Annotated in this window: 14 protein-coding genes; 9 read left to right on the plus strand and 5 right to left on the minus strand. The window is 65.9% G+C overall.

Features of this window, described 5'->3' with window-relative positions:
* The first annotated feature begins 49 nt into the window (after positions 1 to 49).
* From K6G35_RS08140 to K6G35_RS08180, 9 genes are all read left to right on the plus strand, one after another.
* Complete coding sequence (locus K6G35_RS08140) at positions 50 to 1,063, plus strand: Bug family tripartite tricarboxylate transporter substrate binding protein (protein ID WP_035882723.1); 1,014 nt, start codon at positions 50 to 52, stop codon at positions 1,061 to 1,063.
* 45 nt (positions 1,064 to 1,108) lie between these two features.
* Positions 1,109 to 2,665, plus strand: a complete 1,557-nt coding sequence (locus K6G35_RS08145) for a sulfatase-like hydrolase/transferase (protein ID WP_035882722.1) — start codon at positions 1,109 to 1,111, stop codon at positions 2,663 to 2,665.
* A gap of 159 nt (positions 2,666 to 2,824) precedes the next feature.
* Complete coding sequence (locus tag K6G35_RS08150) at positions 2,825 to 3,490, plus strand: CDP-alcohol phosphatidyltransferase family protein (protein WP_008651720.1); 666 nt, start codon at positions 2,825 to 2,827, stop codon at positions 3,488 to 3,490.
* A gap of 11 nt (positions 3,491 to 3,501) precedes the next feature.
* On the plus strand, positions 3,502 to 4,305 hold the full coding sequence (locus tag K6G35_RS08155; RefSeq protein ID WP_495675535.1) for a HalD/BesD family halogenase: 804 nt from the start codon (positions 3,502 to 3,504) through the stop codon (positions 4,303 to 4,305).
* A 5-nt stretch (positions 4,306 to 4,310) separates the two neighbouring features.
* On the plus strand, positions 4,311 to 5,309 hold the full coding sequence (locus tag K6G35_RS08160; protein WP_495675536.1) for a flippase-like domain-containing protein: 999 nt from the start codon (positions 4,311 to 4,313) through the stop codon (positions 5,307 to 5,309).
* Between the two features lie 151 nt (positions 5,310 to 5,460).
* Positions 5,461 to 6,216 carry a phosphocholine cytidylyltransferase family protein gene (locus K6G35_RS08165; protein ID WP_008651716.1) on the plus strand — a complete coding sequence of 252 codons (756 nt, stop codon included), beginning with the start codon at positions 5,461 to 5,463 and terminating at the stop codon, positions 6,214 to 6,216.
* Positions 6,213 to 7,907, plus strand: a complete 1,695-nt coding sequence (gene aepX / locus K6G35_RS08170) for a phosphoenolpyruvate mutase (RefSeq protein ID WP_008651714.1) — start codon at positions 6,213 to 6,215, stop codon at positions 7,905 to 7,907. The genes K6G35_RS08165 and aepX overlap by 4 nt, the downstream gene beginning before the upstream one ends.
* Positions 7,904 to 9,103, plus strand: coding sequence for a phosphonopyruvate decarboxylase (aepY, locus tag K6G35_RS08175; RefSeq protein ID WP_008651713.1), 1,200 nt, complete (start codon positions 7,904 to 7,906; stop codon positions 9,101 to 9,103). Before aepX ends, aepY begins: the two co-directional genes overlap by 4 nt.
* A complete protein-coding gene (locus K6G35_RS08180; RefSeq protein ID WP_186426522.1) occupies positions 9,090 to 10,157 on the plus strand; it encodes a 2-aminoethylphosphonate aminotransferase in 1,068 nt (355 codons plus the stop codon). Before aepY ends, K6G35_RS08180 begins: the two co-directional genes overlap by 14 nt.
* Before the next feature lie 70 nt (positions 10,158 to 10,227).
* On the opposite strand, the gene K6G35_RS08185 is transcribed toward K6G35_RS08180, so the two are convergent.
* The 5 genes from K6G35_RS08185 to K6G35_RS08205 form a co-directional block, all read right to left on the minus strand.
* The gene (locus K6G35_RS08185; protein WP_495675537.1) at positions 10,228 to 11,826 is read right to left on the minus strand and encodes a phospholipase D family protein; all 1,599 of its coding nucleotides are present in this window, start codon (positions 11,824 to 11,826) and stop codon (positions 10,228 to 10,230) included.
* A 70-nt stretch (positions 11,827 to 11,896) separates the two neighbouring features.
* A complete protein-coding gene (locus K6G35_RS08190) occupies positions 11,897 to 13,039 on the minus strand; it encodes a Rieske 2Fe-2S domain-containing protein (protein ID WP_008651707.1) in 1,143 nt (380 codons plus the stop codon).
* 151 nt (positions 13,040 to 13,190) lie between these two features.
* A complete protein-coding gene (locus K6G35_RS08195) occupies positions 13,191 to 14,411 on the minus strand; it encodes a CaiB/BaiF CoA transferase family protein (RefSeq protein ID WP_495675538.1) in 1,221 nt (406 codons plus the stop codon).
* A gap of 26 nt (positions 14,412 to 14,437) precedes the next feature.
* Positions 14,438 to 15,613: an acyl-CoA dehydrogenase family protein gene (locus K6G35_RS08200; protein WP_286880586.1), complete on the minus strand. Its 1,176-nt coding sequence runs from the start codon at positions 15,611 to 15,613 to the stop codon at positions 14,438 to 14,440.
* The gene (locus tag K6G35_RS08205; RefSeq protein WP_495675539.1) at positions 15,610 to 16,599 is read right to left on the minus strand and encodes a Bug family tripartite tricarboxylate transporter substrate binding protein; all 990 of its coding nucleotides are present in this window, start codon (positions 16,597 to 16,599) and stop codon (positions 15,610 to 15,612) included. The genes K6G35_RS08200 and K6G35_RS08205 overlap by 4 nt, the downstream gene beginning before the upstream one ends.
* Positions 16,600 to 16,603 lie beyond the last annotated feature (4 nt).

Consider the following 16,603-nt stretch of genomic DNA (forward strand, 5'->3'; position numbering starts at 1 on the left):
CTTTCGGGGCATACCGAGAACAATCACCACTTCCCCTGAGGAGACACAAGTGAGCCTGTCCCAGCCCCTGCATCTGCCAGCCCTGCTGCGCCGCCTGTGCGCGACGATCGGCGCCGTGACTGCCGTTTGCGCCTTGACCCTGCCCGCCGCCCATGCCCAAAGCGACAAACCGATCCGCATCCTGGTGGGATACCCGGCGGGCGGCACGGCCGATCTGGCGGCACGGCTGGTCGGCGACAAGCTGCGCGAGGAGCTAAAGCAGACCGTGGTCATCGAGAACAAGCCCGGCGCGGGTGGCCGGCTGGTCATGGACTATGCGAAATCGCAGGCCGGCGACGGCAACACCATCGTACTGGCCAACTCGGCGGTGATGACCATCGCGCCGCTCGTCTACCGCAAGCTCAACTACGACATCGCGCGCGATTTCACGCCGGTGGCGCAGGTGGCCAATTTCCAGCTTGCGCTGGCAACCGGACCGGGCACGCCGGCCAAGTCCCTCAAGGACTATGTGGCCTGGCTCAAGACCAGTTCGGCCGATTCGACCCATGCGGCCTACGCTTCGCCCGCGCTTGGCAGCATTCCGCACTTCTTCGGGCTGATGATCGGCAAGCAGGTCGGCGTGTCGATGCTGCACGTGCCGTTCAACGGTTCCGCACCGCTGATGACCGCGCTGATCGGCGGTCAGGTGCCAGCATCGGTGGATACGCTGGCCGATCTGACCGAAATGCATCGCGCCGGCAAGATCCACGTACTGGCCACCTCGGGCACGCGGCGTTCGGCCGCCCTGCCCGACGTGCCGACGTTTACCGAGCTCGGCTACAAGGACATCGAAGGCGTGGGCCGCTACGGCTTCATCGCTCCGGCGGGCACCTCGCGCGCCGCGATCGACCGGCTCAACGCCGCCGTCGCGCACGCCATTGCGTCGCCCGACCTGCAGCAGAAATTCCTCAAGCTCGGGCTCGAACCGCAGAGCGGCAGCGTCGACGCCTTCGCTGCCGTGCTGGCCGGCGACGCCAGTCGCTGGGGTCCGGTGGTCAAGGCATCGGGCTACGTCGGCGACTGAAGACGACCGGCGACGGCGAACCCAATCCGTATCAGAGCCACAAACATGTCAGTCCGTAACGTCCTGTTCATCATGTGCGACCAGCTACGCCGCGACCACCTCGGCTGCTACGGTCATCCCACGCTGCGCACACGCAATATCGACGCACTGGCCGCGCGCGGCGTGCGTTTCGACAACGCCTTTGTCACGTCCGGTGTCTGCGGCCCCAGCCGCATGAGCTTCTATACCGGGCGCTACGTCAGCAGCCACGGGGCCACCTGGAACCGCGTGCCGCTTTCGATCGGCGAAATCACACTGGGCGAGTACCTGAAGGATGGCGGTCTGGCGCTGGCCCTGGCGGGAAAGACCCACGTGATGCCAGACAGCGCCAACCTGAAGCGCCTGCATCTGGACGGCGGCGCGGAGCTGGAGACGCTGCTGCGCAGCGGGCACTTCGTCGAAGTGGACCGGCACGACGGCCACCACGCCGAACCACGCAGTCCCTACGCGGACTGGCTGCGCGCGCAAGGCTACGACAGCGCCGATCCGTGGACCGACTACGTCATCAGCGCCCAGAAGCCGGATGGCGAGGTGGTATCGGGCTGGCACATGCGCAACGCCGGGTTGCCCGCCCGCGTGGCCGAGCCCCATTCAGAAACGGCCTATACCGTCGATCGCGCGATGGACTACATCGGCGCGCGGGGCGATGACCCCTGGGTGCTGCACCTGTCGCTAGTCAAGCCGCATTGGCCATACATCGCCCCGGCCCCTTACCACGCCGCCTACTCGCTCGACGACTGCCTCCCGCTCAACCGGGACGATGTCGAACTCGAGCATCCTCATCCGGTGCTCGACGCATACCGGACCCAGGAGGAATGCGCCAACTTCATGCGCAAGGAGGTGTCGGATACGGTTCGGCCGGCCTACCAGGGTCTGATCCAGCAGATTGACGACCGCCTTGGGCAGCTATGGGAACTGCTCGAACGCACCGGCCGCTGGCAGGACACGCTGATCGTCTTCACCGCCGATCACGGGGATTTCCTCGGCGATCACTGGTTGGGAGAGAAGGAGCAGTTCTACGACACCGTGCAGAACGTCCCGCTGATCGTCTACGACCCGTCAGCCCAGGCCGATGCCACCCGGGGCACGGCCGACGCCCGCATGGTGTCCGCCGTGGACGTGGTGCCGACCGTGCTCGACAGCCTTGGCATGCCGGCCTTCGATCACCGCGTGGAAGGCCGATCGCTGCTGGACCTCACGCGCGCCCGCACCGATGTCTGGCGTGGCTTCGTGGTTTCCGAACTCGACTACGGCTATCGCGGCGCGCGCGTGGCGCTGGGCCGGCATCCCGGCGAGTGCCGCGGCTGGATGGTGCGCGATACGCGCTGGAAGTACGTCCACTGGCAGGGATTCCGCCCCCAATTGTTCGATCTGCTGAACGATCCGAACGAAATTCACGACCTCGGCGAGGACCCCGGGCACGAATCGGTCCGGGCGCAGATGCGCGGCAACCTGCTCGACTGGTTTTGCACGCTGAAGCCCCGCGTGACCGTCACCAACGAGGAAGTGGCGGCCAAGACCAACGTCTACAAACAGGCTGGCGTGTTCTTCGGCGTATGGTGAATCGGCCACACGGCGCAGGTCAGGAAATGACCCCGCGCCGTGCATCGGCTTGTAAATCGGCGTATTCTGGCAAACTTGTCATTCGCGCGTGGCAGGCGTAGTGTTGCGCATCCTCGCGCGCCAAATTGTGGCGCCCCCGCCCCATCTGATTGTTGACGGATGAACCAGAAGACCCATAAATTCCCGGATGAACCACCGCTGCCGTCCACCTGGGACGCGCGCCTTGCCCGCCATCTGGTGCGGCCGCTTAAAGACACCCGCGTTACCCCGAATCACCTGACCACGCTGCGGCTGATCATCGGCCTGGCTGGTATCGCCTGCATCGCCCAGGGCAGCTACGGCTGGACCAACTTCGGCGCGCTGCTGGTCGTGATCTCGAATTTTGTTGACCATACCGATGGCGAATTAGCCAGAATTAGTGGCAAATCGAGCAAGATCGGACACTTTTACGATCTGGCGAGCGATGCACTGATCACCGTGCTGCTGTTCGTCAGCTTCGGCATGGCAGTGGCCGCGCAGGGCGCGGGCGATGGGCTCGGTTCGGTCTGGCGCGGTACCGTGGCAGGCCTTGCGGTGGCGCTGATCTTCTTCCTGCGGATGCGTATAGAATCGCGGGTTGGCAAAAGTGGAACGAAGCAGGCATCGGCCGGCGGTTTCGAGACCGAGGATGTGCTGTACCTGCTGCCTCTGGTCACACTCGCGGACGGCATTGAACCGTTCCTGACCGCGGCCTCGATTGGCGCTCCACTGTTTGCCGTCCTTGTCATCATCGATTACTGGCGAGTCATGCGGCGCCCCCAGCCAGTCGCGACAACCACGGAATAACGAGCACGCCCATGAGTGAGCACGCCTCAAGCGACATCGCCCTCGCCCCGCCGCCAGCCAGACCGGCCACCAGCCAGCCCGACGCCGCCGTCGCGCGTGCGATCGAGCAACTCGACACCCCTGCCCTGCGCGCCGACTTCGAACGCCAGGGCGCGTTCCTGTACCTGGACAAGTTTCTCGCGCCGGACGAATGCGCCCAGCTCGTGGCGCTGACCCGCGCCATGCAGCCCGGCCTGAATCGCAACTACCTGCCCGGCCACAAGCAGGGCGGCAGCGTCAGCCGCCACACCATCGACGAGCAGGCGCCGTTCATCGCCGACCTGTATCGTTCGAAGGCCCTGATCGGCTGGCTCGAAAAGGTTACCGGCGACAAGCTCCAGGTCTGCCCCGACACCGATCCGCACGCCTACGCGCTCTATTACTACACGCGCCAGGGCGACCATATCGGCTGGCACTACGACACCTCCTATTACGACGGTCGCCGCTACACGCTGCTGATCGGCGTGCTGGACGATTCGTCGTGCCTGCTCGAGTACGAACTGCATACGCGCACCCCGGAGATTCCCGACGAGCCCGGCGCGGTGCAGATTCCGCCGGGCGGCATCGTGCTGTTCGACGGCGACAAGCTGCGCCACCGCGTCACGCCGGCCGGCCCGAATGAAACCCGCGTCTCGCTGACGTTTGAATACGTGACCGATCCCGGCATGCGCCCGTGGCTGCGCTTCATCTCGAACATGAAGGACGCCGTGGCGTACTTCGGCTTCCGGCAGGTCTTCCGGCGTCTGCTTGGCGGCGCGAACTCCAGTGGAAAGTAATTCGCGTGAGTCGTGCAGCATTCCTCCTGTTCTCGATCGGCGCGGCACTCTTCGTCGGTCTGCTTGCCTGGCAAGGCTTTGACGCGGTCACGACCACGTTGATGTCTGCTGGGTGGGGCCTGGCCGTGGTGGCCGCGTTCCATCTGCTTCCCCTGTTGCTCGATGCCGGCGCCATCGCCGTGCTGCTGGACCGCAAGACCCGTCACGGTACGTTCTGCAGCGCGCTGCGCGCCCGCTGGACCGGCGAGTCGGTCAACAGCCTGCTGCCGGCGGGCCAGATCGGCGGGCCGGTACTGATGGTGCGCTACCTGTCCCATCGCGGTGCGCGGATGCGCGACGCGGCGGCCGCCATCACCGTCAGCACCACCACCCAGGCACTTTCCCAGATGGTCTTCGCCTTGCTCGGCATTCTGCTGTTCGGCGCGCAGGGCAACCTGTCGGACCAGCGCACCCCGATCATCGTCGTCACCGTCGTCCTTGCCGTCTGCGTGCTGGTGTTCTGTGTGCTGCAGCGGCGCGGCATGTTCGGCCGCGTGCTGCGCATGGCGGCCAAGGTCTTCGGCAAGCAGAACTGGGATGGCCTGGCCCTGCGCGCCGACGCCGTGGATCAGGCGATCCGCGAGATGTATCGCGACCGTCGCAAGGTCGCAGTCAGTTTCCTGCTGAACCTGGCGGGCTGGATCGTCGGTACCGGCGAGGTCTGGCTGATCCTGTACTTCCTGGGACACCCAGTGGGCTGGCATGAAGCCCTGCTGCTGGAAAGCGTGGGCCAGGCAATCCGGGGCGCGGCATTTGCCATCCCCGGCTCGCTCGGCGCACAGGAAGGTGGCTATCTGCTGCTGGCGCCGCTGGTGGGCCTGCCGCCCGATGCCGCGCTGGCGCTGTCCCTGGCCAAGCGCGTGCGCGAGCTGGTGCTTGGCATCCCGGGGTTGGTTTATCTGCATTTCAGCGAACGCAAGTTCCAGCGCCGCCGCGCCAGGGCGGCGCTCCAAGGCACCGACTAAGAAGCTGTTTCAAAATGAAGCGAAGCGGTTCTGGCTAGGCGGGGGGCAGCAGACAGTACAAGTCGTACGGCAGGGCCCCGCAACGACGCCAGAATTTTTTTGAAACGGCTTTTAAGCCCCCAGCAGTTTCTTTGCATGTGAGAACAAGTCAATGCGAGCAATCATTCTTGCCGCGGGCCTTGGCCTGCGACTTCAGCAACAGCCGGGCAAGCAATTCCCGAAGTGCCTGTTGCGTTTTGACGGCGTCACGCTGCTCGAGCGTCATCTGCGTATGCTCGACGCCGCCGGCGTGACCGAAGTCGTGCTCGCGCTCGGCTTCGAGCCGGAACAGGTGCAGGCCGAACTGGCCCGCCTGAACCGCTCGGCCGAAGTCGTGATCAATCCCCGCTACGACCTGGGCAGCGTGCTGACCGTGCACACCGTGGCGGATGCCATGACGCGCGGTGGCGACGTGCTGCTGATGGACGCCGACGTGCTCTATGACGAGCGCATCATGAGCAAGCTCGTGGCCGGCGAGACCGTCAACCGTCTGCTGATCGACCGCGATTTCGAGGCCGGCGACGAGCCCGTCAAGCTGTGTCTGAAGGATGGCGTGCCCGTGGAACTGCGCAAGCAGCTCATGGCCGATCTCTCGTATGACACGATCGGCGAATCGGTCGGCTTTTTCCGTTTCAAGCAGGACTGCGCCCAACGTCTGGCCGAGATCGTCAAGGGCTACGTCGATGGCGGCCGCGCCAACATGCCGCACGAAGAAGCGGTGCGCGACCTGCTGCTGGAACGCTCCCACACATTCGATACCGCCGACGTCACCGGCGCGCCCTGGATCGAGATCGATTTCCCGGGCGATGTGGCCCGTGCCGCCGAAGAAGTCCTGCCCCAACTGCAGCCCGTAGGAATCGCCCAATGAACGCCCACGACCCGAACCTCCTCGCCACTTCGCGCAGCGCCCGCCTGCGCCAGATGCTGCGCTCGAACGAACTCGAATTCATCATGGAAGCCCATAACGGCCTGTCCGCGCGCATCGTGCGCGAGGCCGGCTTCAAGGGCATCTGGGCCTCGGGCCTGGCCATCTCCGCCCAGTTCGGCGTGCGCGACAACAACGAGGCAAGCTGGACCCAGGTGGTCGACAACCTCGAATTCATGGCCGATGCCAGCGACCTGCCGATCCTGCTGGATGGCGACACCGGCTACGGCAACTTCAACAACGTGCGCCGACTGGTGCGCAAGCTCGAGCAGCGCGGCATCGCCGGGGTCTGCATCGAAGACAAGATCTTCCCGAAGACCAACAGCTTCATCGGCGGCGAGCAGCAGCCGCTGGCCGATATCGACGAGTTCTGCGGCAAGATCAAGGCCGGCAAGGATTCGCAGGCCGACGACGACTTCTCGATCGTCGCGCGTGTCGAAGCGCTGATCGCCGGCTGGGGCATGGAAGAAGCCCTGCGCCGCGCCGAGGCGTACCGTCAGGCCGGCGCCGACGCCATCCTGATCCACAGCAAGCTGTCGAAGGCCGACGAGATCGTGACCTTCGCGCGCGAATGGGCCGGGCGCGCGCCGCTGGTGATCGTTCCCACCAAGTACTACAGCACGCCGACCGACGTGTTCCGCAAGGCCGGCATCAGCCTCGTGATCTGGGCCAACCACCTGATCCGCGTGGCAGCATCGTCGATGCAGGCCGTGGCCCGCGAAATCCACGACAACCAGACGCTGGTCAATGTGGAAGACCGCATCGCCACCGTCAACGAGATCTTCCGCCTGCAGGATGCCGACGAATACTCGGCCGCCGAGAAGATCTACCTGACCGGTGGCCAGGCGCCCAGCTCCGCCGTGGTGCTTGCGGCCGGACGCGGCAAGGGCCTGGAGGCCCTGACCGAAGACAAGCCCAAGATCATGCTGCCGGTAGCCGGCAAGCCGCTGCTGCGCTGGCTGGTCGACGGCTTCAAGAACCAGGGCATCAACGACATCACCGTGGTGGGCGGCTACAAGGCCGAGGCGATCGACGCGGCCGGCATCAAGCTGGTGCGCAACGAGCGCCATGCCGCCACCGGCGAGCTCGCTTCGCTGGCGTGCGCCGCCGATTCGCTCGAGACCGACACCGTTGTCGCCTATGGCGACCTGATGTTCCGCAGCTACATCCTGCGCGACCTGCTGGAAACCGATGCGCCATTCAGCGTGGTGGTCGACTCGTCGGAGTCCGCCCCGTCGAACCAGAGCGTGCGCGATTTCGCATGGTGCTCAACCGCCGACGACCGCGACCTGTTCGGCCAGAAGGTACTGCTGCGCAAGATCTCCGACACGCCGGCCGCTACCGACGGACAGCCGCATGGCCGCTGGATCGGTCTGCTCAACGTGCGGGGCGAAGGCCGCGCGCGCCTGCAGAAGCTGCTGGCCGAGCTGCGCCAACGGCCCGACTTCGACTCGCTCGACATGCCCGATCTGATCAACGCGCTGGTCGAAGCCGGCGAGAAGGTCGAGGTGCGTTACGTACACGGCCACTGGCGCGGCGTGAACGACCTGGAGGACTTCCGCCGGGCCGGAGACTTCGCGCACACGCAGACGCCGTACGCGCTGGGCAACAACGACGGAGAGACTGCCCGATGATCGAGGCCGTCCAGTTCGTGGAAGCCGCGCGCGAGCGCGGTTTCGAGTGGTACGCGGGCGTACCGTGCTCGTACCTGACGCCGTTCATCAATTATGTGGTGCAGGACCCTTCCCTGCATTACGTGTCGGCCGCCAATGAAGGCGATGCCGTGGCCTTTATCGCTGGCGTGACGCAGGGCGCGCGCAATGGCGTGCGCGGCATCACGATGATGCAGAACTCGGGCCTCGGCAACGCCGTGAGCCCGCTCACATCGCTGACGTGGACGTTCCGCCTGCCGCAGTTGCTGATCGTCACGTGGCGCGGGCAACCCGGCGGCGCGTCGGACGAGCCCCAGCACGCGCTGATGGGCCCGGTCACGCCTGCCATGCTCGACACGATGGAGATCCCGTGGGAGCTGTTCCCGACCGAGCCCGATGCCGTCGGCCCGGCGCTGGACCGCGCCATCGCCCATATGGATGCCACCGGCCGTCCGTACGCGCTGATCATGCAGAAGGGCAGCGTGGCGCCCTACCCGCTCAAGGCGCAGACGCCACCCGTGGCGCGCGCGAAGGCAACGCCGCAAGTGTCGCGTTCCGGCGCCACGCCGCTGCCAAGCCGCCAGGAGGCGCTGCAACGCGTGATCGCCCACACGCCGGTGGATTCCACCGTTGTGCTCGCCTCCACCGGCTTCTGCGGTCGTGAACTGTACGCGCTAGACGATCGTCCCAACCAGCTTTACATGGTTGGCTCGATGGGCTGCCTGACGCCGTTCGCGCTGGGGCTGGCCATGGCGCGTCCGGACCTGAAGGTCGTGGCCGTCGACGGTGACGGCGCGGCGCTGATGCGCATGGGCGTGTTCGCCACGCTTGGCGCGTATGGCCCGGCCAATCTGACGCACGTGCTGCTGGACAACAACGCACACGATTCGACCGGCGGCCAGGCCACGGTGTCGCACAACGTCTCGTTCGCAGGTGTTGCCGCGGCGTGCGGCTATGCCTCGGCGATCGAGGGCGACAATCTCGACTTGCTCGACCGCGTGCTGGCCAGCGCCGCCACGGCGACATCTGGCCCGAATTTCGTCTGCCTGCAGACCCGCGCCGGCACGCCTGACGGGCTGCCGCGTCCGTCGGTGACGCCGGTGGAAGTCAAGACGCGCCTTGGCCGCCAGATCGGCGCCGACCAGGGCCATGCCGGAGAGAAGCATGCTGCTGCTTAACCCGGGCCCCGTCACGCTTTCGGAACGCGTGCGCCGGAGCCTGCTGCAAACCGACCTGTGCCATCGCGAAAGCGAGTTTTTCGACCTGCAGGACGAAGCGCGCGATCGGCTGCTCGACATCTACGGGCTCGACCCAGCGGCATGGACGGCGGTACTGATGACCGGCTCCGGCACGGCTGCGCTGGAAAGCATGATCGCGGCGATGGTGCCTGCCAACGGTAAGCTGCTGATCGTGCAGAACGGCGTGTACGGCGAGCGCATCGCGCAGATCGCCGCGCAGTACCAGATCGCGCATGCGCTGGTGAAGCACGAATGGATGGATGCGCCCGACCTGGGCCGCATCGACGCGGCGCTGGCCGAAGATCCCGCCATCACCCACGTGGCCGTGATCCATCACGAAACCACTACGGGTCGCCTGAATGACCTGTCGGCGATCGACCGCCTGTGCCAGGCACGTGGCGTGCGTCTGCTGGTGGACACGGTGAGCAGCTTCGGTGCGGAAGCGATCGACTTCAGCGGCAATATCGACGCGGTATGCTCCACGGCGAACAAGTGCCTGCACGGCGTGCCGGGCGCGGCCTTTGTGATTGCGCGCCGCGCCGCGCTGACCCATGCGGCAACCCGTACGTACTACCTGGATCTCGTTCGCCTGGCAAAGCTGCAGGACCAGCGCAACACGCCGTTCACGCCGTCCGTCCATGCGTACTACGCGCTGGTGGAAGCGCTGCGCGAGCATCAGGAAGAAGGCGGCTGGAAAGGTCGTCACCAGCGCTATGCGGCGCTGGCCGAACAGGCGCGCGCCGGTCTGGCCGCGCTGGGCATCGAGGCACTCTGGCCCGCCGAGCAGTCGTCGGTGGTGCTGCGCGCCTACCGCTTGCCCAACGGCGTCACGTACGAGCAGCTTCACGACGGCCTGAAGGCCCGTGGATTCGTGATCTACGCCGGCCAGGGCGGCCTGTCTTCGCAACTGTTCCGCATCTCGACGATGGGCGCGATCACGGCAGCCGATATCGACAGGCTGATCGAGGGTTTCAAGGCGCTGGTGCAGCGCTGAGCCCGAGGCGGTTCTTCTCCCCCTTCTCACGCCATGCGGGAGGGGGGAGAACAACACGCAGAGTCATTCGCTACAACTGCGATTCCACCGGCAGCATCCGCAACACGCCCTGCTTGAAATGGTCCCAGGCGTTCATGTCGGGCTCGCTGCGATACGTGCGCAGGACGCCGTCCTCCTGGGTCACCCACACCATCTGCTCCTTGCCGGTCGCGGGATCAGTCTCGAGCACGACCTGGTAGGCGACGTCGAGCAACGCGGCGTCGATCACTTTCCCAAACATCTCGCATAGCGGCGCGCTGTCGACCACGATACCCATCTCGGTATTGAGCCGTGCCGAACGCGGATCCAGGTTCAGGGATCCGATAAACAGCTGGTGTCGATCCACCATGTAGGTCTTGGCGTGCAGGCTGGCGCGGCTGCTACCGCCCGGGCCGCTGCGATGGGACTTTCTTTCCTTGGCCAGTTCGGCGTAGGCCGATGGCTTCAGTTCGTACAGGATCACCCCAGCCCTCAGCAAGGCCTCGCGCCTCGGCGCATAGCCCGCGTGCACCGCCGTCACGTCCGTCGCACCATACGAATTGGTCAGGATGCGCACCTGGACACCCCGCTTCTGCATCCCGGTCAGCCAGTCCATGGCGTCGTCGGGCGGCACGAAGTACGGGGATATCAGCGTCAGGTCATGCTTGGCGCTGTCGAGAATCTTGCCTAGCTGCGGGATGGCGTGCGTGGAATCGTCGTCGGGCGGCAACTGGATCTTGGCCGCCTTGTCGGCGATAACCGTCGCTCGGCCCCAGAACGACGGTAGCGTGCCCTGGTGAATCGCGTGCACGACCCCGGACTCCAGCACGGATTTGCCATACGGCGTCGCACTCACGGCGATGGCGCGATCGTCGACGGCGTTGCGCAGCTTCTCCTGCTGCTCGGCGGCTTCCTTGCCCGTGAGCGGCTTTTCCAGGGTCGAGATCGGGTAAGCGGCTTCGTTGTTCCAGTAATCGTCGAACACGGCCGACACCTCTGGCACCACCGGCCCGGCCGCCAGAAGATCCAGGTCGCTGAAATCGGTTTGCGCCGCGCCGTAGTACTCGTCGCCGACGTTGCGCCCGCCGACGATGGTGAGCTGGTTGTCGGCAGTCATCGACTTGTTGTGCATCCGCCGATTGATCCGGCTGAAAGCGGTGACGTACTCGAGCAAGCGCACATTTCGGCTGGCGAACGGATTAAACACCCGCACCTCGATGTTCGGATGCGCGTCGATCACCTGCAGCATCTTGTCCTGCCCGGCCAGATGGATGTCATCGAGCAGCAGCCGCACCCGCACGCCACGGTCTGCCGCGGCCATGATGGCGGCCAGCAGCGTCAGGCCGGTATCGTCCGTTTCGTAGATGTAGTACTGGATATCGAGCGAGCGCTGCGCCACGCGAGCCAGTGCGATACGCATGGCGAACGCATCCGTGCCTGCGGCCAGCGGATAGAACACGGACTCGCCCGGATGGGCGGCCAGTTGTGGCGCCAGTTCTCTGGCTATCACCGTATCGCTGGTATCGCGCAGCGCCACTTCGGGCTGCAGTTCCGGCCGCTGCGGCAAGCCCGCGCAGGCGGTCAGGAACGCCGCGATCATGACGACCAGGAAACGACCAAACAGACCCGCCAATCGACGCGTGTCTCCCATTCGCCCCTCTCACCCGTAAAAGTTGTGAATATGTCGCGCCGCGTTACGCGTACCTTGCCTGTCGACCGCCTCAAGCCTGGGTCTCCAGCCGCTGGATCGGAATGACCGTGCGGCCGCCGCACTCGCGCAGCAGGTCGCGCAGATCGCGGATGACCGGGAATACCTCGTGATTCCAGTCCTCACCCTGGCGGTCATGGGCTTCCTGCTCGCGCTCGACGATCCAGCGGTCTTCCTTGAAGATCCGCTCGGTGAACCAGACCAGTAGCGGCCAGGCCAGGTCCAGCGCGAAAGGAATGCCGGGGCGGCGGATCGACAGCATCCCGAACGTGCGGTTGGTGCGTTGCGCCGCGTCCAGCGGCACATAGGCGATCCAGAGATCCATCACGAGCGTCCCGCTGCCTGAGCGGATTTTCAGCGTCTGGTACGGGTAGCCGGTGCGGACGGTCATCACGTCCTTGTTGCCTTCGCCGCCTTCCTTGCTGAAGACGAGCGCCTCGCCCATTGGCTGCTTGCCGCCTTCGCGCGAGAAGGTGTAGTCCACCTCCACGAAGTCGGCGCCACGGCGGCGGCCTAGCGACCGCGCGCGCATCATGCCCATCTGCCGCCGATGCAGGAACTGATGGTTCATGTCCATCAGGTTCTCGTGCATGAAGGAATAGTGACACTTGACCTCGCGGCCGAAGCGTCGTGTCTTGTAGTGCTTGTCCGCCACCGAGGCGAATTCCGGCAGCGGCTGTTGTCCGGCCAGCGCCGGATTGCCCGGGAAGACAAAAATCAGGCCCGCGCGCTCTTCGCACGGATAGGCACGCACGCCGTTCGGCAGGCGCTCCTTGCCCAGGTAAGGCACGTCGATGCAGCGCCCCGAACAATCGTATGTCCAGCCGTGATAGCAGCAACGAATCGACTCGCCATCCACCACACCCGCGTGGAGCGGCACCTGCCGATGAGCACAGCGATCCTCCAGCGCGAAAATCTTTCCGGTTGCGGTGCGCACGAGCACGATCGGGTCGCCAGCGAACTGGACGCCATGCGCCTGGCCGGCCTTGACCTCGCGGGACCAGGCCAGTGGATACCAGTGATCGGGGTGAATCGGCACGCGGCGAAGGTCCCGTGTGGCGGCCTCCGTCCGGGTTTCCGCTGGCGCGGCGGCCGGCGCGCCTGAAGGCGCGGGATCGGCGGTACGGTGGTCAAGCGCGGACTCTGCTGCGTACATGCGTGGCATCTCCTTGCGTCCTGGAACCCGAGCCACCGGGATTCGGGTATCGGACTCGCCGAGTCTACCTGATTGCGACACCACCAGTCTGTCGGCATTTCTCTGACCAGCCGCCCAGGTGCCGCAACGCAACAACCATGCCGCCGCCCGCCTAGATCACCCCGCCCTCGCGCAGCCCGGTCAGGTCGGCGGCCGTCAGTCCCAGCGCGCCGTAGACTTCCGCATTGTGCTCGCCGACCCCCGGCCCGCTCCTGGCCGGCGGTGGGGTATGTCCGGCGAACCTCGGCACCACGCAGGGTGCCGGGATCGACCCCAGGTCCGGATCCGGCAGCCTGACGATGGCCTGCCGTTCTTGAAAGTGCGGATCGTCGACGATATCGGCGATCGAGAAAATCTTGCTGAACGGAATTTCGTGCGCCTCGAGGGTGCTTGCCACATCCGCATAGGCATGGCTGCCGAACCACCCGGCGACGACTTCATCGAGCGCGTCCAGATGGCGCACCCGCGACGGGTTGGTGGCGAAACGCGGGTCGTCGGCCATGCCCGGCCGCCCGATCGCCAGACACAGGCGCCGGAAGATCGGACCCGACGATGCCACCAGCGATACCCACTGGCCATCGGCAGTGGCATACATGTTCGACGGCGCGGTATACGTGGCGCGATTGCCCGCGCGCTGGCGGACCTGCCCAAGCTGCTCGTACTCGACCGCCAGCGGCTCCAGCAACCGGAACAGCGCCTCGGTGGCGGCCAGGTCGATTTCCTGGCCCGGCATGGCCTCGTTGCCAGGCCGGCGACGTTCGGCGATGGCGCTGGCAATCGCGAACGCGCCGAACAGGCCCGCCACCATGTCGCCCATCGGGTAGTTCATATGCAACGGCGCCCCGCCCGTCTCGCCGGTCAGGTTCGTGAAACCGCTCATCGCCTCGAAAATGCGCGCAAACCCGGCGCGCTGCGCGTACGGGCCGGTCTGTCCGAAGCCGGTCAGGCGCAGCACCACTAAACGCGGATTGGCCCGCCGCAGCGTGTCGATATCGAGCCCCCAGCGATCAAGCGTACCGGTCCGGAAGTTCTCCACAAGCACGTCGAAGTCCGGCAGCATCCGCAGGAACAATGCGCGCCCGGCCGGCTTGCGTACGTCCAGCGTGATGCCGCGCTTGCCGCGATTGGTCACCTTCCAGTACAGCGCCAGATCACCCTTGACCGGAGCCAGCCCGCGCAGCGGGTCGCTGCCGTCGGGCAGTTCGAGCTTGACGACGTCGGCGCCCATATCCGCGCACAGCGTGCTGGAGAACGGCGCGGCGATGACCGTGGCCATGTCGAGGATGCGTACCCCGGCCAGCGGGCCACCGGGTTGATCTGCTTCGGGATTCATGCGATTGCTTGCGGTTGACTGCGGATTCACGGGCGCAGCCCGTGCTGGAAGATGCGACGTGCCAGCGTGGCACGATGCAGTTCGGACGCGCCGTCGTAGATCCGGAACGGGCGTAGTTCGCGCTGGATCATCGAGACCGGGGTGTCATCGGAAATACCGAGCGCGCCCATGATCTGCACCGCGCGGTCAGCCACGCGCCAGACCGCTTCGGACACGAAGATCTTGGTCATCGCGGAGTCGTGCTTGACCGATTCCCCGGCGTCCATCTTGCGCGCGCAATCGCGCACCATCAGCCGGCTGGCGTGCAGGTCGATATGCGAATCGGCCACCATCGCCTGCACCTGCTGCAGATCGGCCAGCCGTTGCCCGAACGACTCGCGCTGCGCGGCGTACTGCTGGGCGATCTCCATCGCACGCGACGCGCGGCCGATGAAACGCATGCAGTGCGACAGCCGGGCGGGCTCCAGCCGCGCCTGGGCATAGGCAAAGCCCTGCCCGACCTGGCCAAGCACCGCGTCGTCATCGACCACGCACTGCTCGAATACGATCTCGCCGTGGCCACCTACCTGATAGCCGTCCATCCCCGCGATGTTCCGCACGAGGCGGTAGCCGGGGTTGTCGGTATCGACGATGAACATCGTGGCGCCAGTACCGGCCGCCTCATCGGTGCGCGCCAGCACGATTGCGAATGCCGCATCCACGGCCCCGCTGATGAACCACTTGTGGCCGTTGATGACCCATTTGCCATCCTGACGCGTGGCGGTGGTGCGTAGCATCGACGGATCGGAGCCCGCGCCGGGCGCCGGTTCGGTCATGGCGAAACACGAGCGGATCTGCCCCTGCACCAGCGGCTGCAGATAGCGCGCCTGCTGCGCGGCGTTGCCGTGGCGCATCAGGTTGATCATGTTCGGCTGGTCGGGCGGCGCGCAGTTCAGCGCCGGAGCGCCAAGGAAGCTGCGGCCGGCTTCCTCCAGGATCTCGGCACGCGCCTGCCAGTCGAGCCCGAGCCCGCCGTGCCCGGGCGGCAGATGAGGGGCGTAGATGCCTGCCTCCCGTGCCAGACCCTGCAGCCGCCGGACCACGACGTCAAGGCGCTGCACGTCGTGCGCCAGTGCAGGGTCTTCGCTCGGGATCGCGTGCCGTTCGACGAATTGCCGCACCTTGCCGCGCAGTTCTGCAATATTGGTTCCCATGGCCATCATTCCAGGGTGGTACCAGTGGACTTGACCAGCGCGGCCCACCACGCCGCATCGGCACGAATCTGTTGACCGAACTGCTCGGGCGTATCGCCCACCGGCTCCGCGCCCAGTTCCACCAGCTTCTTGCGCAGTTCGGGCCGCGCCAGGATCTTCACTATCGCCTGGTTGAGCTTGTCGACGACCGGACGCGGGGTATGCGCAGGCACCATCAGGCCCTTCCACGCCGTCACCACATAGCCCTTGAGCCCGGCTTCCTGTGCCGTCGGCAAGCCCGGCGCCGCCGTAGCGCGCTTCTCGCTGGTCACGGCCAGCGCGCGCAGCTTGCCCGACTGAACGTGCGGCCAGAGCGCCGGCATGTTGTCGATCAGCAGTGTGATATGGCCGGCGATCAGGTCTGCCACGGCCGGGCCGCTACCCTTGTATGGCACGTGCTGGAGCTTGATGCCCGCGGTCTGGTTCAACAGTTCCCCGGCCAGTTGCGCGGGGCTGCCGTTGCCCGGCGATCCGAACGAAAGCTGGTTCGGGTGCGATTTGGCGTAGGCAATGAACTCCTGCACATTCTTGACTGGCAGCGACGCATTGACCGCCATCACGTTGTGCTCGCGCTCGATCATCGTTACCGGGGCCAGATCGCGCACCGGATCGTAGGACATCTTCGGGTAGAGGCTCGGATTGATGACGGTCGGCCCGGCGGCGGCCAGCAGCAGCGTGTAGCCGTCCGGCGCCGCCTTGGCAACGATGTCGCCGCCGATATTGCCACCCGCGCCCGGCCGGTTGTCGACGATTACCGTCTGGCCCAGTTCGTCGCGCAGCGGTTCGGAAATCAGCCGGGCGACGATATCAGTGGACCCGCCCGGCGCGAACGGCACCACCAGCCTGATGACCTTGTTCGGATAAGGGGCCTCGGCGTGCGCAGGGGCCATGCCGACAAGCAGGCCGAAAGACATGCCGAACGACATGCCGGCCGCCGCGATCAGGGGCTTGATCATGATT

The organism is Cupriavidus sp. HY129 (assembly GCF_059492215.1).